Source organism: Streptococcus sp. GP0011 (assembly GCF_030546305.1).
Lineage (GTDB): Bacteria > Bacillota > Bacilli > Lactobacillales > Streptococcaceae > Streptococcus.
On record NZ_JAUONR010000002.1, the window covers coordinates 58,893 to 77,617 of the forward strand.

Genomic DNA, 18,725 nt, shown 5'->3' on the forward strand with positions numbered 1-18,725 from the left:
GTTTTTTGGTGTTCTAGGGAAATTATCAAACCAGAATTTTTGATTCAAAAGTATTATTTTAAGAGTGAAATCTCTAATTTTATAATCTACAGGCAAACGCTTGCATTCCTTTTTTTATTGGACTATAATAGGTTGGTATAAAGCCTTCTGTAAGAATAACAATTAGAAAGTTTAGAAAGTAAGGACTTAGAATATTTGTAGTCAAAAATACAATGTTGCTATTCCTTGCGATAGGGAGATAGATATGGCAATGATAGAAGTGGAACATCTTCAGAAAAATTTTGTGAAGACTGTTAAGGAACCAGGCTTGAAAGGGGCTTTGCGCTCCTTTATTCATCCTGAAAAGCAGACCTTTGAAGCGGTCAAGGATTTGACTTTTGAGGTACCCAAGGGCCAAATTCTAGGTTTTATCGGCGCAAATGGTGCTGGGAAGTCAACAACCATCAAAATGCTGACAGGGATTTTAAAACCGACATCTGGTTTTTGTCGGATTAACGGCAAGATTCCGCAGGACAATCGTCAGGATTATGTTAAAGATATTGGTGTGGTCTTTGGACAACGTACCCAGCTATGGTGGGATTTGGCTCTGCAAGAGACCTATACGGTCTTAAAAGAGATTTACGATGTGCCGGACTCGCTCTTTCATAAACGCATGGACTTTTTGAATGAAGTCTTGGATTTGAAGGACTTTATCAAAGACCCCGTGCGGACTCTTTCACTGGGGCAACGGATGCGGGCGGATATTGCGGCTTCCTTGCTCCACAATCCTAAAGTTCTCTTTTTAGATGAGCCGACCATTGGTTTGGACGTTTCGGTCAAGGACAACATTCGTCGGGCTATTACCCAGATCAATCAGGAGGAAGAAACAACTATCCTCTTGACCACTCACGACCTGAGCGACATTGAGCAACTCTGTGATCGAATTTTTATGATTGATAAGGGGCAAGAGATTTTTGATGGAACGGTTAGCCAGCTCAAGGAGACCTTTGGCAAGATGAAGACTCTTTCCTTTGAACTGCTACCAGGTCAAAGTCATCTCCTTTCTCACTATGAAGGCCTGCCTGATATGACCATTGATAGACAAGGAAATAGCCTCAATATTGAATTTGATAGTTCCCGCTACCAGTCAGCTGATATTATCAAGCAAACCCTGTCTGATTTTGAAATTCGCGATTTGAAGATGTTGGATACGGATATTGAGGATATTATCCGTCGCTTCTACCGAAAGGAGCTCTAAGATGGTCAAATTGTGGAGACGTTATAAACCCTTTATCAATGCAGGGATTCAGGAGTTGATTACCTATCGAGTCAACTTTCTACTTTATCGGATTGGGGATGTTATGGGAGCTTTTGTTGCTTTCTATCTCTGGAAGGCTGTCTTTGATTCCTCGCAAGAATCTTTGATTCAGGGCTTTAGTATGGCAGACATCACCCTATACATCATCATGAGCTTTGTGACTAATCTTTTGACTAGGTCGGACAGCTCCTTTATGATCGGGGAGGAGGTCAAGGATGGTTCCATTATCATGCGCTTGTTGCGACCAGTGCATTTTGCGGCCTCTTATCTCTTTACGGAGCTTGGTTCCAAGTGGTTGATTTTTATCTCTGTTGGACTGCCATTTTTAAGTGTCATTGTCTTGATGAAAATCTTATCAGGACAAGGAATTGTAGAATTGCTGGGCTTAACCATCCTTTATCTTTTTAGCTTAACTCTAGCCTACCTAATCAACTTTTTCTTTAATATCTGCTTTGGATTTTCAGCCTTTGTCTTTAAAAATCTATGGGGTTCCAATCTACTCAAGACTTCTATAGTGGCCTTTATGTCTGGAAGTCTGATTCCCTTGGCTTTCTTTCCAAAGATTGTTTCTGATATTTTGTCCTTCTTGCCTTTTTCATCTTTGATTTATACTCCAGTTATGATCATTGTTGGGAAATACGATGCCAGTCAGATTCTTCAAGCACTCTTGCTACAGTTCTTCTGGCTCATAGTGATGGTGGGCTTGTCTCAGTTGATATGGAAACGAGTCCAGTCCTTTATCACCATTCAAGGAGGTTAGTATGAAAAAATATCAACGCATGCATCTGATTTTTATCAGACAATACATCAAGCAAATCATGGAATACAAGGTTGATTTTGTGGTTGGTGTGCTAGGAGTTTTTCTGACTCAAGGCTTGAACCTCTTGTTTCTCAATGTGCTCTTTCAACACATCCCCTCGCTAGAAGGTTGGACTTTTCAAGAAATCGCTTTTATCTATGGATTTTCCTTGATTCCCAAGGGACTGGACCATCTCTTTTTTGACAATCTCTGGGCACTGGGGCAACGATTGGTGAGAAAGGGAGAGTTTGACAAGTACCTGACGCGTCCTATCAATCCGCTCTTTCACATCCTCGTTGAGACCTTTCAGATTGATGCCTTGGGCGAACTATTGGTCGGTGGTATTTTGTTAGCGACCACAGTGTCTAGCATTGGTTGGACTCTTCCAAAATTCCTGATTTTTCTAGTCTGTATTCCTTTTGCGACCTTGATCTATACTTCCTTGAAAATCGCGACTGCCAGCATCGCTTTTTGGACCAAGCAGTCAGGTGCCATGATTTATATTTTCTATATGTTTAATGATTTTGCCAAGTATCCGATTTCCATTTACAATTCGCTTCTTCGTTGGTTGATTAGCTTTATCGTGCCTTTCGCCTTTACGGCCTACTATCCTGCCAGCTATTTCTTGCAGGACAAAGACGGGCTCTTTAACATCGGTGGTTTGATGTTGATTTCCCTTGTTTTCTTTGTTATTTCTTTAAAACTCTGGGACAGGGGCTTGGACGCTTACGAAAGTGCGGGTTCGTAAGATATAAAATAGGATGAGATTTAAACATTAAATATGTTACAAACAACCGTTGAAAATTATAGCGGTTGTTTTTGCATGTTTATTAAGGCATAAATTCTATCCATACCCCTTTTTGCGATTTTGGTAATTATTCCAGTTGATTGCTACTATTTTTGATGGGAGGAATGAGTTTATATTGTACCCAGTTAACTATAATATTTATTGACTAATCTATTTGTTAACATGGATTAAAAAAAAAATTAACCTGGGTTAATTTTTCTTGACTTAAATTTTTTTAATTGATATACTATTTTTCAGAGAGCTAACAATTATATATAAATGTACTACTCTATCCCACTAGATAATACGTCATAAAACTTTTTATAACAAAGGCTAGCAAAGTTAAAGTTTTCTATCTATTGGGTTTAAAATAAAAAATGAAGGAATTATAATGAAAAAAAGTACGGTATTGTCATTAACTACTGCTGCAGTTATTTTAGCAGCATATGCCCCCAATGAGGTAATTTTAGCAGATGCACCTAGTTCTGAAGATGCTTTAAGAATTTCTGATAAAGAAAAAGTAGTAGCAGATGCACCTAGTTCTGAAGATGCTTTAAAAATTTCTGGTAAAGAAAAAGTAGTAGCAGATAAAGAAACAGAAAACAATGAACAATCTGAAGATATTCATAATGTTATAGAAACTTCAAAGGATACTGAGGAGAAGAAGACAACAGTTATTGAGGAAAAAGAAGTTGTTAGTAGAAAGCCTAAGATAGACAAAAAAACTAGTAACGAAGGAGCAAGTATCAAAGAAGACTCCAATCAATCCAAAGGAGATGATGCGAACTCATTTGTAAATAAAGATACAGAAAATCCTAAAAAAGAAGATAAACTTGTCTATATTGCTGAATTTAAAGATAAAGAATCTGGAGAAAAAGTAATTAAGGAACTATCCAATCTTGAGGATACAAAAGTTTTATATACCTATAATACGATTTTTAATGGCGCTGCCATTGAAACAACTCCAGATAATTTGGACAAAATTAAACAAATGGAAGGTGTTTCGTCGGTTGAACGATCACAAAAAGTCCAACCAATGATGAATCATGCCAGAAAGGAAATTGGAGTTGAGGAAGCTATTGATTACCTAAAGTCTATTAATGCTCCATTTGGGAAAAATTTTGATGGTAGAGGTATGGTCATTTCAAATATCGATACTGGAACAGATTATAGGCATAAGGCTATGAGGATCGATGATGATGCCAAAGACTCAATGAAATTTAAAAAAGAAGATTTAAAAGGCACTGATAAAAATTATTGGTTGAGTGATAAAATCCCTCATGCGTTCAATTATTATAATGGTGGTAAAATCACTGTAGAGAAATATGATGATGGTAGGGATTATTTTGACCCACATGGGATGCATATTGCAGGGATTCTTGCTGGAAATGATACTGAAAAAGATATCAAGAACTTTAATGGCATAGATGGAATTGCGCCTAATGCACAAATTTTCTCTTATAAAATGTACTCTGACGCAGGATCTGGGTTCGCGGGTGATGAAACAATGTTTCATGCTATTGAAGATTCGATCAAACACAATGTCGATGTTGTTTCGGTATCATCTGGCTTTACGGGAACAGGTCTTGTAGGCGAGAAATATTGGGAGGCTATTAGAGCATTAAGAAAAGCTGGAATCCCAATGGTTGTTGCTACAGGTAATTTTGCGACTTCTGCTTCAAGTTCTTCTTGGGATTTAGTAGCGAATAATAATCTGAAAATGACAGATACTGGAAATGTAACACGAACTGCCGCACATGAAGATGCGATAGCGGTCGCTTCTGCTAAAAATCAAACCATTGAGTTTGATAAGGTTAACATTGGAGGACAAAGTTTTAAATACAGAAATATAGGAGCTTTTTTCGATAAAAATAAAATCCTAACAAATGAGGATGGGTCAAAAACTCCAAATAAATTAAAATTTGTATATATAGGCAAAGGTCAAGACAAAGATTTGATAGGCTTGGATCTTAAGGGCAAAATTGCAGTAATGGATAGAATTTATACCAAGGATTTAAAAGATGCTTTTAAAAGAGCAACGGATAAAGGCGCACGTGCCATTATGGTTGTAAATACTGTAAATTACTACAATAGAGATAATTGGACAGACCTTCCAGCTATGGGATATGAAGCGGATGAAGGGACTACTAGTCAAGTATTTTCAATTTCAGGAGATGATGGTGTAAAATTATGGAACATGATTAACCCTGATAAAAAAACTGAAGTCAAAAGAAATAATAAGGAAGATTTTAAAGATAACTTAGAACAATACTATCCAATTGATATGGAAAGCTATAATTCTAATAAACCGAATGTAGGTGATGAAAAAGAAATTGACTTTAAATTTGCAGCTGACACAGACAAAGAACTTTATAAAGAAGATATTATAGTCCCAGCAGGGTCTACATCTTGGGGGCCAAGAACAGACTTGCTTTTAAAACCGGATGTTTCAGCACCTGGTAAAAATATTAAATCCACTCTAAATGTTATCAATGGTAAATCCACTTATGGTTATATGTCAGGAACTAGTATGGCAACTCCAATCGTAGCAGCTTCTACTGTTTTGATTCGACCAAAATTAAAGGAATTGCTTGAAAGACCTGTCTTGAAAAATCTTAAGGGAGATGACAAAATAGACCTTACAAGTCTTACAAAAATAGCTCTACAAAATACTGCAAGACCTATGATGGATGCAACCTCTTGGAAAGAAAAGAGTCAATACTTTGCATCACCTAGACAGCAGGGAGCGGGGCTAATTAATGTTGCCAACGCTTTGAGAAATGAAGTTGTAGCAACTTTCAAAAATACAGATTCTAAAGGTTTGGTAAATTCATATGGTTCCATTTCTCTTAAAGAAATAAAAGGTGATAAAAAATACTTTACAATTAAGCTTCACAATACCTCAAACAGACCTTTAACCTTTAAAGTTTCTGCATCAACTGTAACTACAGATGCTCTAACTGATAGGCTAAAACTCGATGAAACATATAAAGATGAAAAATCTCCGGACGGGAAGCAAATTGTTCCAGAAATTCACCCAGAAAAAGTCAAAGGAGCAAATATCACATTTGAGCATGATACTTTCACTATAGGTCCAAATTCCAGCTTTGATTTAAATGCGGTTATAAATGTTGGAGAAGCTAAAAACAAAAATAAATTTGTAGAATCATTTATTCATTTTGAGTCAGTGGAAGAAATGGAAGCTCTAAACTCCAACGGTAAGAAAAGAAACTTCCAACCTTCTTTGTCGATGCCTCTAATGGGATTTGCTGGGAATTGGAACCACGAACCAATCCTTGATAAATGGGCCTGGGAAGAAGGATCAAAATCAAAAGCAATGGAAGGTTATGATGATGATGGTAAACCAAAAATTCCAGGTACCTTAAATAAGGGGATTGGTGGAGAACATGGTATAGATAAATTTAATCCAGCAGGAGTTATCCAAAATAGAAAAGATAAAAATACAACATCCCTAGATCAAAATCCAGAATTATTTGCTTTCAATAACGAAGGAATCAACGCACCTTCATCAAGTGGCTCTAATATTGCTAAAATCTATCCTTTAGATTCAAATGGAAATCCTCAAGATGCTCAACTTGAGAGAGGATTAACGCCTTCTCCACTTGTATTAAGAAGTGCAGAAGAAGGGGTGATTTCAATAGTAAATACAAATAAAGAAGGAGAAAATCAAAAAGACTTAAAAGTCATTTCGAGAGAACACTTTATTAAAGGAATTTTAAACTCTAAAAGAAATGATGCAAAGGGCATTAAATCTTCTAAGCTAAAAGTTTGGGGTGACTTGAAATGGGATGGACTCATTTATAACCCTAGAGGTAGAGAAGAAAATGCCCCAGAAAGTAATGACAAAAAAGATCCTGCTACTAAGATACGAGGACAATTTGAACCGATTGCGGAAGGCCAATATTTCTATAAATTTAAATATAGATTAACCAAGGATTACCCATGGCAGGTTTCCTATATTCCTGTAAAAATTGATAACACCCCTCCAAAGATTGTTTCAATTGATTTTTCAAACCCTGGAAAAATTAAGTTAATTACAAAGGATACTTATCACAAGGTCAAAGAGCAATATAAGAATGAAACGCTATTTGCGAGAGATCAAAAAGAACATCCTGAAAAATTTGACGAGATTGCCAACGAAGTTTGGTATGCTGGGGCCGCTCTTGTTAATGAAGATGGAGAGGTTGAGAAAAATCTTGAAGTCACTTATGCAGGTGAGGGTCAAGGACGAAATAGAAAACTTGACAAAGACGGAAATACCATTTATGAAATTAAAGGTGCAGGAGATTTAAGAGGAAAAATCATTGAAGTGATTGCATTAGACGGTTCTAGCAATTTCACAAAGATTCATAGAATTAAATTTGCTGATCATGCTGATAAAAATGGGATGATTTCCTATTATCTAGTAGATCCTGATCAAGATTCATCTAAATACCAAAAGCTTGGCGAGATTTCCGAATCTAAATTTAAAAATTTAGAAAATAGAAAAGAGGATAGTCTTAAAAAAGATACAACTGAAGTAGAACATCATCAAGAAAATGAAGAGGCTACCGAAGAAAAATCTAGCTTGACTATTCATAAAACAATTTCAACAATTAGAGACTTTGAAAGCAAAGATTTAAAGAAACTCATTAAAAAGAAATTTAGAGAAGTTGATGACTTTACAAGTGAAACTGGTAAGAGAATAGAGGAATACGATTATAAATACGATGATAAGGGAAATATCATTGCTTATGACGATGGTAGTGCCTTAGAATATGAAACTGAAAAACTTGATGAAATCAAATCAAAAATTTATGGCATTCTAAACCCATCTAAAGATGGACACTTTGAAATTCTTGGAAAGATCAGTAATGTTTCTAAAAATGCCAAGGTATACTATGGAAATAACTATAAATCGATAGAAATCAAAACGACCAAGTATGATTCCCATTCAAAAACGATGACATTTGATTTATACGCTAATATTAATGATATTGTGGATGGATTAGCTTTTGCAGGAGATATGAGGTTTTTTGTCAAAGATGATGGTCAGATAAAAGCTGAAACTAAAATTAGAATGCCTGAAAAAAATAAGGAAACTAAAGCAGAATATCCGTATGCATCAAGTTATGGGAATGTAATAGAATTAGGAGAAGGAGATCTTTCAAAAAATAAACCAAATAATTTAACGGACATGGAATCTGGTAAAATCTATTCTGATTCAGAAAAACAACAATATCTATTAAAGGATAACATCATTCTGAGAAAAGGCTATGCACTAAAAGTGACTACCTATAATCCTGGAAAAACGGATATGTTAGAAGGGAATGGAGTCTATAACAAGGAAGATATAGCAAAAATCCAAAAGGCCAATCCTAATCTAAGAGTTTTATCAGAAACAACAATTTATGCTGATAGTAGAAATGTTGAAGATGGAAGAAGTACTCAATCAGTATTAATGTCGGCTTTGGACGGCTTTAACATTGTAAGGTATCAAGTGTTTACATTTAAAATGAATGATAAAGGGGAGGCAATCGATAACGATGGAAATCTTGTGACAGATCCTTCTAAACTTGTATTATTTGGTAAGGATGGTAAAGAGTACACAGGAGAGGATAAGTCCAATGTAGAAGCTATAAAAGAAGATGGCTCTACGTTATTTATTGATGCAAAACCAGTAAATCTTTCAATGGACAAGAACTACTTTAATCCATCTAAAACTAATAAAATTTATGTACGAAATCCAGAATTTTATTTAAGAGGTAAGATTTCTGATAAGGGTGGTTTTAACTGGGAGTTGAGAGTTAATGAATCGGTTGTAGATAATTATTTAATCTACGGAGATTTACACATTGATAACACTAGAGATTTTAACATTAAGCTTAATGTTAAAGACGGTGACATCATGGACTGGGGGATGAAAGACTATAAAGCAAACGGATTCCCAGATAAGGTAACAGATATGGATGGAAATGTTTATCTTCAAACTGGCTATAGCGATTTGAATGCGAAAGCGGTTGGAGTACATTATCAATTTTTATATGATAATGTCAAACCAGAAGTAAAGATTGATCCAAAAGGAAATACTAGTATCGAATATGCTAATGGAAAATCTGTAGTCTTTAACATCAATGATAAAAGAAATAATGGATTCGATGGTGAGATTCAAGAACAACATATTTATGTTAATGGAAAAGAATACAAATCATTTGATGATATTAAACAACTAACAGATAAGACACTAAACATTAAGATTGTTGTAAAAGATTTCGCAAGAAATACAACCGTAAAAGAATTCATTTTAAACAAAGATACGGGAGAGGTAAGCGAATTAAAACCTCATACGGTGACTGTGACAATTCAAAATGGAAAAGAAATGAGTTCAACGATAGTGTCGGAAGAAGATTTTATGTTACCTGTCTATATGGGTGAATTAGAAAAAGGATACCAATTTGATGGTTGGGAAATTTCTGGTTTCGAAGGGAAAAAAGACGCTGGCTATGTTCTTAATCTATCAAAAGATACCTTTATAAAACCTGTATTCAAGAAAATAGAGGAGAAAAAGGAGGAGGAAAATAAACCTACTTTTGATGTATCGAAAAAGAAAGAAAAAACACAATCTAATTCAACTAATGATGTCAACAGTATTGTTTCTGATGAAAATGATAAAAACTTTGAAATTAACAAGAACATTTATCTAAATGAACAAGGAAACTTAACTAATAAAAATACCAACATCAATAGTAAATCAACTAGTAACAATCCTAATGAGTTGCCAAAAACCGGAACAGCAAGCGGAGCCCAGACACTATTAGCTGCCGGAATCATGTTTATAGTAGGAGCTTTTCTTGGATTGAAGAGAAAAAATAAAGATTAAGACAAAAGCTATAGAAAAAATGGTTTATGTACTGAGATTAGATAGTGAGGTGATGACATAGTTTTGTGAAAGTATTGATTTATAAATATATTATTTAGATTTCTATGAAAATGGGAGATTTAATAGAGATATATGTAAAAGCCTTGTCTCAGGACAGGCTTTTTCTAATGGAGATAAAAATTTCTTGACATCTATTCTCAGAGTGCTATACTAAAAGGGTAATCGCCGATTTAGCTCAGTTGGTAGAGCAACGCACTCGTAACGCGTAGGTCACAGGTTCAAGCCCTGCAATCGGCAGAATCAAGAAGTCCAAACGGGCTTCTTTTTTTGTAAATATAGGAAAGGTGGAACGTTTGAGATAGGTTCTATTTAACGTCAGAAACTCCTACTTATAAATTAAAACTAAAATTTATATTTTGTGGTATAATATATTTTAATAAGCACTTGTTTTCGTTCCGTTTTAGAGGACTATAGGCTGTTAATCATTCTAGAATTTTTTGCATAGATTTTCTAAAAATTATAAAAATCCGTGGATAATAACGAATGAAGTCTAGCAAGCTAGGCTGAATATAAATCAAAAAGGAGAAAATTATGAATAAGAAAGAACGGGAAAGACAATTTGAAGAGATTAACGGACGTAAGCGGTCAGAATCAAAGTTGACTCCAAATAAAAAAATAAAAATCTATATTGGCATAGCACTCGCTGTTTTAGTCACTCTTATCTTGGTAAGTATTTTCTCATATTTTCTGATTGTAAAGAAAGAGTCAAATCAAGCATCGTCTGCTGTTTCAACTACAGAGTCAACAAGTCAATCGTCTACAAGCCAAGGAAAGACAGATGAGACTGATAAGGATAAACAAGAGGAAATTCAGAAACTCAAGGATCAACTGACTGCTTTAGATACCAAAATTACGGAAGCAGAAGCATTTGTTAGCAAGTTCAAGAAAGAAACTGCTGTTCCAAAATTAGATATTGAAGCAATTAAGAACAATGACTTGTCTAGTTTAGAAGGTACTTGGCGTAGTCAATCTGGTAATGAATACATTATTAATGATTCTGGAGAAGTACGTGCGACTTGGTTTACAAATGATCAAAAGTACGAATCTGTAGTTGGATTAAAGGTATCAAAAGGACAAGATAATCGTAACCCTGAGACAGCGTCTATCAGTGCATGGGTAAAAGATTCTGTTGCTGGAGGATTTGTAATAGTAGCTGTGCCAAGTGGAGTCGTTATGCAACCTGCTGATGACGGAAAGATTACGGATAAAAGCAATCATACTGAGGAAAGACTACTTTCAGGACAAGATTATGGGTCTATGTTAATGAAACCAGAAAATGTTTATTATCGTGTGAAACCAGATACCAGTAAACTTGAGGAAGCAGAAAAGAACTTAGCTCAACTACAAGCAGACCGTGAATCAATCAAATCTTCTCTAGAGCCAAAGGAAAAGAAAAACTAGATGGTATTCGTTCAAAAATATTGTTACAATCGGCAGAATCAAGAAGCCCATTAGTGCTTCTTTTTCTTTTGTTACAAATATTCAACCACTTAGACAGAGATATTGACCAGATAGGCAAAAGGGCTTGTTCTTGAAAAATTCCTCTGCTATAATGGTTCATGTAAGGGGCGTGAGGGGTCAGTATCAGACAACTCAAGAACCTAAAAAAGAAAATGGAGACAAAAAAATGAAAAAATTATTAGGACTTGTATTTTTAGTAGCAGCAGCGCTAGTATTGTATTTCGGTTCTGTTGGATGGCCAAGTTTGGATGTCAACCTCTGGTCACTCATTCCGGTAGGATTGTTCCTCTATTTCACACTAGAAAACTTTTTGAAAAAAGATTACAAGGCTAGTCTGATGTGCTTGATCATTGCCTTTATCATCGCAAATGCTATTTTTGATCTTTTGCCAATTTCAAGTGGTTTGGTGATTGGTGCTGGTGTGCTAGCTTGTGTAGGAATTGGCTACCTCTTTCCTGATAAGGATAAAAAAGAAGATAAATAAAAAGTCTCGAGATTTCTCGAGACTTTTTTTATCGACCAGCGTAATATTTTTGGATCCCCTTTACGATGCCTGCGACCAGTTTGTCTTGGTAGTGGCTATCTCTGATTTGTTGGTTTTCGGAGAAATTATCCATATATCCAAGCTCTAGGAGAACGGCTGGTTTGGCGGTTTCGCGTAGTACGGCATAGCTGCTCTCCAACAGGCCAGCATCCTTGGCTCCTGTTTCTGCTAGAAGAGAGGAGTGGATGGCAGCGGCGAGGCGTTTGCTTTCACTCATACGATCAGGGTGATTGTGCCAGTATTTATTAATCTTACTTGGATAATCAGGTTCATCGCTATAGGAGTAGGTTTGAATACCGCTCGCTTTTGAGTAGGTATTACCAGTAGCGTTGAAGTGAATACTGATAAAAATATCAGAGTTGGTCTTATTAACCATACGAGAACGTTCGGTAACAAAATCAACGTCAATATCACTATCACGAGAAGTGAGGACCTTGTAGCCTAGTTCTTCTAACTTAGTACGAAGCTTACGGTAAATCTGCATGTTGAGATCTTTTTCAGCTACATTGTAGTAAAAGGCACCTGAATCTCGACCACCGTGTCCAGGATCTAGGAAGATGGTATTGCTGTATAGTCCTTTTGTAAATCCACCTTCAGTTGAAACTTCAGAAATCCATTGGCCGTATTTTTGGAACAGGTGTTCCTTACCGTCTATCTTGTAAGTTCCTGAAACATAATGCCCATTATCATCTAGGTAGTAGCGTGCTTTGTCAGAGTTATCGTAAATCCATTCGCTCTTTGCCATGTAACCACCTGACTTGAGGTAGTATGCTCCAATCCACTCCTGATTTGCATAACGGCCATCCGCTTTTAGATAGAACCAGCTCTTGTAGGCTTTATCGAAGATCCACTCATTCTCCGCCATGGCTCCACTGGTTTTAAGGTAGTAGCTTTCTTTCCATTTGTCTGCTAGCATTCCACCATTCTGGTCAAATGAGTACCAGGAACCTTGAATCTTTTGCCAGTTGTCTTGGATATATCTCCCTGACCCGTTCGCATAGAACCAAGTATCCTTGATTTTGACCCAGTTGTTTTCTGCCATAGCTCCACTCTGGTTGAAGAGGTAGCCCTTGAAGGTTGTCGCACTCAGCATTCCACCGTCTTTGTCAAAGTAATACCAAGAACCGTTGACTTTCTCCCATTTATCCTGCGAGATCTTTCCAGAAGGAGCGACATAGTACCAAATTTGATCTAATTTTGTCCAGCCCTTTTCCGCCATAGCCCCGCTTTTTGTGAGCAGATAGCCGTCAACGGCAGTGTTGCTGAGCATGCTTCCAGTTTGGTCAAAATAGTACCAAGAACCATTGATTTTTTTCCAAGTGTTCAGAGCTAGTCGTCCAGAAGGATCAGCATAGTACCATTGATTGTCCAGTTTGGTCCAGCTATTTTCTATCATGACACCATCTTGGTCAAAGGCATAACCTTTGTAGATAGTAGAATGAAGACGATTACCATCTTGATCGAAGTAGTACCATTTGCCTTGGATTTGTTTCCAGTTCAAAGCAGGTTTATCATCTTGGTAAAAACGCCAGTGGTGATTTTCTTGGTACCATCCTTCTTTTTTGGGCTTGTCTTCTTGCACATTTACTTTCGGAAGAACTTCTGATTTAGAGTTTTCCTCAACACTCGATTCCTTCTTTTCTTCTTTGGCAATTGCTTCCTTGACAGCAGATGTGGATTGAGTAGTGTTTTCTTCTCCTAAGACGGATGCGGGTGCTAATCCTGCGATTGAAAGGATTAAAGCACTGGTCAGTAGTATCTTTTTCACTTTTTATTTCCTAACTTTTTCTTTTCTCTTTTTCATTTTTCCTATTAATTATCGAATTGAACTTCTTCTAGTAAGTATTCGATAAAGCGTTCGCCCATCTTAGACAGGCTGGTTTTTTCATGCTGGATATAGACTAGTTCAATCGGGTCGTCAATGTCCAGTGGAATGGAAACGATATTGTCTCCGTTGAGGTTGCTGTTCAATATCCCTGTTGCAATGGTGTAACCATCCAAACCAATCAAAAGATTAAAGAGGGTGGCACGGTCACTGACTACGATGGATTTCTTGTGGTGCTCTTGTGAAAGAATCTCCTCTGAAAAGTAGAAGGAGTTGTGCGTCCCCTGGTCGTAACTGAGGTAAGGAAAATCTTCTAAATCAGCCAGTTTGACCTTGTCTTTTTTAGCTAGAGGATTGGTCTTGCTAACAAAGATATGGGGTTGAGCGGTAAAGAGGTGGTGGGCTAAGAGGTGATTGTCATCTAGCATTTTCGTTAAAACATCGCGGTTGTAGCTGTTTAAAAAGAGGACACCGACCTCACTACGGAAGTTCTTGACATCGTCAATAATCTCCCAAGTCCGAGTTTCACGAAGGAAAAGTTCGTATTTTTCCATATCACTTTTCTTGAGCAAAGAGACAAAGGCATTGACTACAAAGGCATAGTGCTGGGAGGAAACGCTGAAAAGTTCGCGGTGGGCGATAGGATTTTTATAGCGTTCCTCCAAAAGCTGAGTTTGCTCAACGACCTGACGGGCATAGGAGAGAAACTCCATCCCATCACGAGTCAAGGTAATGCCCTTGGGATTGCGGATAAAGATTTCAATGCCCATTTCATTTTCCAAGTCTCGAACGGCATTAGAGAGACTGGGTTGGGTAATAAAGAGTTGCTTGGCTGCCTCATTCATAGAGCCAGTTTCGACGATTTTAATAATATAGTGTAGTTGTTGAATTCTCATGTTTTTATTGTACCATACTTGCGGAAGAATGGGCAATGAAGACGAAGAAAATAGGGGGAAAGAGCCGGTCCAGTATTGAAAAAAACTCCAAAATCTGTTAGAATGGAAGCTATGAAAACATTCTATGATGTGCAGCAATTTCTCAAACAGTTTGGCATTATTGTTTACATGGGGAAGCGTTTGTATGATATTGAACTGATGAAGCTCGAACTCTCTCGGATCTATGATGCAGGTCTGATGGACAAGCTAGACTATCTAGAGGCGGAAGCTGTTCTTCGTAGAGAGCACAAGATAGAATTAGACTACATAGAGAAAAATGGAGATAAGAACTTATGACAATTTGCTTTTTGTGGGGAATCGTACTAGCGATGGCAGCATGGATGGGGTATAACTACCTTCGTATTCGTCGTGCGGCTAAGATTGTGGATAATGCAGAATTTGAAGCCTTGATTCGGAAAGGGCAATTGATTGACATCCGTGAACCAGCAGAATTTCACAGAAAACATATCCTCGGAGCTCGCAATATTCCTTCAAATCAGTTGAAGTCAAGCCTTGCAGCCCTTCGTAAGGATAAACCTGTCCTTCTCTATGAAAACCAACGCGGACAAGGAGTGACCAATGCAGCACTTTATTTGAAAAAACAAGGTTTTTCTGAGATTTATATCCTTTCTTATGGATTGGATTCTTGGAACGGGAAAGTCAAGACTAGCTAACATTCTGTTAAAAACTGTCGAATGATAGATAAAGCTTGCATTTTATGGTATCATCATTTATATTAATTTTAAGGAGATTTTATAATATAAATTCACAACAAAAGAAAAAACCTTCACTTATTTTAGGTATCTTATCTATCGTCCTTGGTTTGCTATCGCCAATAGTGGGTCTGATTTTGGGGATCATAGGATTGGTCTTGGCTTTTTCATACCAAAAAGAATCTGGACTGGACTATAAAACAGAAAAAATTCTCAATATCGTAGGACTTGTAGTTTCTGTTCTTAACTGGATTCTAGCAATCGCAATAGTTTTTAGATAAGCAAAAAACAAAAAAGCTTTAAATATAAAGCTTTTTTGTTTTATCGACTCATCTCTAAATAGTTTTTAATGATTTCCAATTCCTCTGGATTCAAGGAACGGTATTGTCCTTCTGCTAGTTCTGGGTCTAATGTAAAGTCACCGAACTGGACTCGTTTTAGGGCAGTCACCTTGACACCAACTGAGAGGAACATTTTTTTAACCTGATGAAATTTGCCCTCAGAGATAGTGATGGAGGCCCGGCTCTCTGTTGGGCTTGCGGACAGGATTTCAAGCTGAGCAGGTTTACAAGTGGTCCCATCTAAAAAGACAATCCCATCTTTGAATTTTTGGATATGGTCTGACGTGAGCGGTCCGTTTACTACCACTTGATAGGATTTATCGACATGGTACTGGGGATGAAGGAGCTGAAAGCCAAGAGGTCCATTGTTTGTTAAAAGGAGCAGTCCCGTCGTATCGCGGTCTAATCTGCCGACAGCATAGAGCTGGTCAGACTGGATGTCAGGTGGGAGTAGGTCCATGACGGTTGGCAGTTTCTTATCCTTGCTAGCTGTAACGACTCCGTTTGGCTTATGAAGCATGAGATAGTTGTGCTCGTATCCTTGAATCTGCCGTCCTTGAAAGACTAGTTTTTGCAATCCTGTATCAACATTTTGGGCGAGGGAGCGAGCTGGATAATCATCCACTAGGATTTCTTTTTTTAACAGAGCCTGTTTCATAGCCTTGCGACTGACCATTTCTTGGGCTAATAATCTATCTAAACGCATACCAGCTTATCATATCATAAGTCTCTGACTTTGAAAAGAGTTGCCTTGACTAGAAAAGCAGAGTGAAAACATTTACACTTAGCTGAACTGTGATTTTTGAATGAGACTGTGGTATAATTGTTCAGTTAGAAATAAAAATTTAAATATTAGAGGAAATCATGACAAAATTAAGAGAAGATATCCGTAACATTGCGATTATCGCCCACGTTGACCACGGTAAAACAACCCTCGTTGATGAATTATTGAAGCAGTCTGAAACTCTTGATGCACGTACTGAATTGGCAGAGCGTGCTATGGACTCAAACGATATCGAAAAAGAGCGTGGAATTACTATCCTTGCGAAAAATACAGCCGTAGCCTACAACGGAACTCGTATCAATATAATGGACACACCAGGACACGCGGACTTCGGTGGAGAAGTTGAGCGTATCATGAAAATGGTTGATGGTGTTGTCTTGGTCGTAGATGCCTACGAAGGAACAATGCCACAGACTCGTTTCGTATTGAAAAAAGCCTTGGAACAAGACCTTGTCCCAATCGTGGTTGTCAACAAAATCGATAAACCATCAGCTCGTCCAGCAGAAGTAGTAGACGAAGTATTGGAGCTCTTCATTGAGCTTGGTGCAGACGATGACCAGCTTGATTTCCCAGTGGTGTATGCTTCAGCTATCAACGGGACTTCTTCATTGTCAGATGATCCAGCTGATCAAGAAAAAACAATGGCGCCAATCTTTGACACCATCATCGACCATATCCCAGCTCCAGTGGACAACTCAGATGAACCGTTACAGTTCCAAGTCTCACTCTTGGACTACAATGACTTCGTAGGACGTATCGGTATTGGTCGTGTCTTCCGTGGTAGTGTGAAAGTTGGGGACCAAGTTACCCTTTCTAAACTAGATGGTACAACGAAGAACTTCCGTGTTACAAAACTCTTCGGTTTCTTTGGTTTGGAACGTCGTGAAATCCAAGAAGCTAAAGCAGGTGACTTGATTGCCGTTTCAGGTATGGAAGATATCTTTGTTGGTGAGACGATTACACCGACAGATGCAGTTGAGCCTCTTCCAATCCTTCACATCGATGAGCCAACGCTTCAAATGACCTTCTTGGTCAACAACTCACCATTTGCTGGTAAAGAAGGTAAATGGGTGACTTCTCGTAAGGTGGAAGAACGCTTGCAAGCAGAATTGCAAACAGACGTTTCCCTACGAGTTGACCCAACGGACTCACCAGATAAATGGACTGTCTCAGGTCGTGGAGAATTGCACTTGTCAATCCTTATCGAAACTATGCGTCGTGAGGGTTATGAACTTCAAGTATCTCGTCCAGAAGTTATCGTAAAAGAAATCGACGGTGTTAAATGTGAGCCATTTGAACGTGTTCAAATCGATACTCCAGAAGAATACCAAGGTTCTGTTATCCAAAGCCTTTCTGAACGTAAGGGTGAAATGTTGGATATGATTTCAACTGGTAATGGTCAAACTCGTTTGGTCTTCCTTGTTCCAGCGCGTGGTTTGATCGGATACTCAACGGAGTTCTTGTCAATGACTCGTGGTTACGGTATCATGAACCATACCTTCGACCAATACTTACCATTGATTCCAGGAGAAATTGGTGGACGTCACCGTGGTGCCCTTGTTTCCATCGATGCTGGTAAGGCTACAACTTACTCAATCATGTCTATCGAAGAACGTGGAACCATCTTTGTCAACCCAGGTACTGAGGTTTACGAAGGAATGATCATTGGCGAAAACTCTCGTGAAAACGACTTGACAGTTAACATCACTAAGGCCAAACAAATGACCAACGTTCGTTCAGCTACTAAGGATCAAACAGCTGTTATCAAGACACCTCGTATCTTGACCCTTGAAGAGTCTCTTGAATTCTTGAATGACGATGAGTACATGGAAGTAACGCCTGAGTCTATCCGTTTGCGTAAACAAATCCTTAACAAGGCAGAGCGTGAGAAAGCCAACAAGAAGAAAAAATCAGCTGAATAAGAGCTAGAAAGAGATAAAGATGGTCTATTTAATCATAGGGATACTCTTATTACTACTCTATGTATTTGCGACACCCCAAAGTATCAAAGGAACAGTCAACATCGTTATCTTGGTCTTTGTAGTTGTTGCACTCTTGATTTTGCTGATGTTGTCCATCTTGCAAATCTTCCAATTACCGACAGAATTCTTTGTCACAATCGCCATGTTGGCCCTAGCTTACTTTAGCTTGAGAGACATTACGCTCATGTCTGTAAAAAAGAGCAGAAGAAGATAAATAGAAAGAGAGCTATGGCTCTCTTTTTCTATGCTAGAATGAAGGCTAGAGCATTTTCGTTTAGTATTATTTTCATAAAAATGGTAAAATAGTAGGAGTAGAA

General features: G+C 37.7%; 14 protein-coding genes and 1 tRNA gene. 12 read left to right on the plus strand and 3 right to left on the minus strand.

The window, feature by feature from the left end; genetic code table 11:
• The first annotated feature begins 244 nt into the window (after positions 1–244).
• From Q4443_RS02640 to Q4443_RS02670, 7 genes are all read left to right on the plus strand, one after another.
• Complete coding sequence (locus Q4443_RS02640) at positions 245–1,237, plus strand: ATP-binding cassette domain-containing protein (RefSeq protein WP_001240789.1); 993 nt, start codon at positions 245–247, stop codon at positions 1,235–1,237.
• Position 1,238: 1 nt separating this feature from the next.
• Positions 1,239–2,057, plus strand: coding sequence for an ABC-2 family transporter protein (locus Q4443_RS02645; RefSeq protein WP_000240154.1), 819 nt, complete (start codon positions 1,239–1,241; stop codon positions 2,055–2,057).
• 1 nt (position 2,058) lies between these two features.
• Positions 2,059–2,844 (plus strand): ABC transporter permease, encoded by a 786-nt coding sequence (locus tag Q4443_RS02650; RefSeq protein ID WP_049479566.1) that lies wholly within the window; start codon positions 2,059–2,061, stop codon positions 2,842–2,844.
• 430 nt (positions 2,845–3,274) lie between these two features.
• Positions 3,275–9,763, plus strand: coding sequence for a S8 family serine peptidase (locus tag Q4443_RS02655; RefSeq protein WP_049518939.1), 6,489 nt, complete (start codon positions 3,275–3,277; stop codon positions 9,761–9,763).
• Positions 9,764–9,987: 224 nt separating this feature from the next.
• Positions 9,988–10,060 (plus strand) — tRNA-Thr (locus Q4443_RS02660).
• A gap of 294 nt (positions 10,061–10,354) precedes the next feature.
• Positions 10,355–11,224 carry a DUF6287 domain-containing protein gene (locus Q4443_RS02665; protein ID WP_049518940.1) on the plus strand — a complete coding sequence of 290 codons (870 nt, stop codon included), beginning with the start codon at positions 10,355–10,357 and terminating at the stop codon, positions 11,222–11,224.
• A 226-nt stretch (positions 11,225–11,450) separates the two neighbouring features.
• Complete coding sequence (locus tag Q4443_RS02670; RefSeq protein WP_042902605.1) at positions 11,451–11,768, plus strand: hypothetical protein; 318 nt, start codon at positions 11,451–11,453, stop codon at positions 11,766–11,768.
• Between the two features lie 28 nt (positions 11,769–11,796).
• Here the strand turns inward: Q4443_RS02670 and Q4443_RS02675 are convergent, their stop codons facing one another.
• Both Q4443_RS02675 and Q4443_RS02680 read right to left on the minus strand, forming a co-directional pair.
• A complete protein-coding gene (locus tag Q4443_RS02675; protein ID WP_049518941.1) occupies positions 11,797–13,596 on the minus strand; it encodes an N-acetylmuramoyl-L-alanine amidase in 1,800 nt (599 codons plus the stop codon).
• Positions 13,597–13,640: 44 nt separating this feature from the next.
• Positions 13,641–14,549: a LysR family transcriptional regulator gene (locus Q4443_RS02680; protein ID WP_001222578.1), complete on the minus strand. Its 909-nt coding sequence runs from the start codon at positions 14,547–14,549 to the stop codon at positions 13,641–13,643.
• A 102-nt stretch (positions 14,550–14,651) separates the two neighbouring features.
• Here Q4443_RS02680 and Q4443_RS02685 point away from each other — a divergent pair, with 102 nt between their 5' ends.
• From Q4443_RS02685 to Q4443_RS02695, 3 genes are all read left to right on the plus strand, one after another.
• Positions 14,652–14,885 (plus strand): YqgQ family protein, encoded by a 234-nt coding sequence (locus Q4443_RS02685; RefSeq protein WP_044135604.1) that lies wholly within the window; start codon positions 14,652–14,654, stop codon positions 14,883–14,885.
• Positions 14,882–15,262: a rhodanese-like domain-containing protein gene (locus tag Q4443_RS02690; protein ID WP_303407910.1), complete on the plus strand. Its 381-nt coding sequence runs from the start codon at positions 14,882–14,884 to the stop codon at positions 15,260–15,262. The genes Q4443_RS02685 and Q4443_RS02690 overlap by 4 nt, the downstream gene beginning before the upstream one ends.
• A gap of 86 nt (positions 15,263–15,348) precedes the next feature.
• The gene (locus Q4443_RS02695) at positions 15,349–15,582 is read left to right on the plus strand and encodes a hypothetical protein (RefSeq protein WP_001088138.1); all 234 of its coding nucleotides are present in this window, start codon (positions 15,349–15,351) and stop codon (positions 15,580–15,582) included.
• Positions 15,583–15,622: 40 nt separating this feature from the next.
• Here the strand turns inward: Q4443_RS02695 and Q4443_RS02700 are convergent, their stop codons facing one another.
• The gene (locus Q4443_RS02700) at positions 15,623–16,348 is read right to left on the minus strand and encodes a 16S rRNA pseudouridine(516) synthase (protein ID WP_049518943.1); all 726 of its coding nucleotides are present in this window, start codon (positions 16,346–16,348) and stop codon (positions 15,623–15,625) included.
• Positions 16,349–16,506: 158 nt separating this feature from the next.
• Between Q4443_RS02700 and typA the strand changes: the two genes are divergently transcribed.
• Positions 16,507–18,348 carry a translational GTPase TypA gene (gene typA / locus Q4443_RS02705; RefSeq protein WP_000164119.1) on the plus strand — a complete coding sequence of 614 codons (1,842 nt, stop codon included), beginning with the start codon at positions 16,507–16,509 and terminating at the stop codon, positions 18,346–18,348.
• A 19-nt stretch (positions 18,349–18,367) separates the two neighbouring features.
• The gene (locus tag Q4443_RS02710) at positions 18,368–18,622 is read left to right on the plus strand and encodes a DUF3165 family protein (RefSeq protein ID WP_000262666.1); all 255 of its coding nucleotides are present in this window, start codon (positions 18,368–18,370) and stop codon (positions 18,620–18,622) included.
• Positions 18,623–18,725 lie beyond the last annotated feature (103 nt).

What these genes read in the sequence shown, in the direction of transcription:
- Q4443_RS02640 (WP_001240789.1), top strand. Translation starts at nt 245, where the DNA reads ATGGCAATGATAGAAGTGGAACATCTTCAGAAAAATTTTGTGAAGACT.
- Q4443_RS02645 (WP_000240154.1), top strand. Translation starts at nt 1,239, where the DNA reads ATGGTCAAATTGTGGAGACGTTATAAACCCTTTATCAATGCAGGGATT.
- Q4443_RS02650 (WP_049479566.1), top strand. Translation starts at nt 2,059, where the DNA reads ATGAAAAAATATCAACGCATGCATCTGATTTTTATCAGACAATACATC.
- Q4443_RS02655 (WP_049518939.1), top strand. Translation starts at nt 3,275, where the DNA reads ATGAAAAAAAGTACGGTATTGTCATTAACTACTGCTGCAGTTATTTTA.
- Q4443_RS02665 (WP_049518940.1), top strand. Translation starts at nt 10,355, where the DNA reads ATGAATAAGAAAGAACGGGAAAGACAATTTGAAGAGATTAACGGACGT.
- Q4443_RS02670 (WP_042902605.1), top strand. Translation starts at nt 11,451, where the DNA reads ATGAAAAAATTATTAGGACTTGTATTTTTAGTAGCAGCAGCGCTAGTA.
- Q4443_RS02680 (WP_001222578.1), bottom strand. Translation starts at nt 14,549, where the DNA reads ATGAGAATTCAACAACTACACTATATTATTAAAATCGTCGAAACTGGC.
- Q4443_RS02685 (WP_044135604.1), top strand. Translation starts at nt 14,652, where the DNA reads ATGGAAGCTATGAAAACATTCTATGATGTGCAGCAATTTCTCAAACAG.
- Q4443_RS02690 (WP_303407910.1), top strand. Translation starts at nt 14,882, where the DNA reads ATGACAATTTGCTTTTTGTGGGGAATCGTACTAGCGATGGCAGCATGG.
- Q4443_RS02700 (WP_049518943.1), bottom strand. Translation starts at nt 16,348, where the DNA reads ATGCGTTTAGATAGATTATTAGCCCAAGAAATGGTCAGTCGCAAGGCT.
- typA (WP_000164119.1), top strand. Translation starts at nt 16,507, where the DNA reads ATGACAAAATTAAGAGAAGATATCCGTAACATTGCGATTATCGCCCAC.
- Q4443_RS02710 (WP_000262666.1), top strand. Translation starts at nt 18,368, where the DNA reads ATGGTCTATTTAATCATAGGGATACTCTTATTACTACTCTATGTATTT.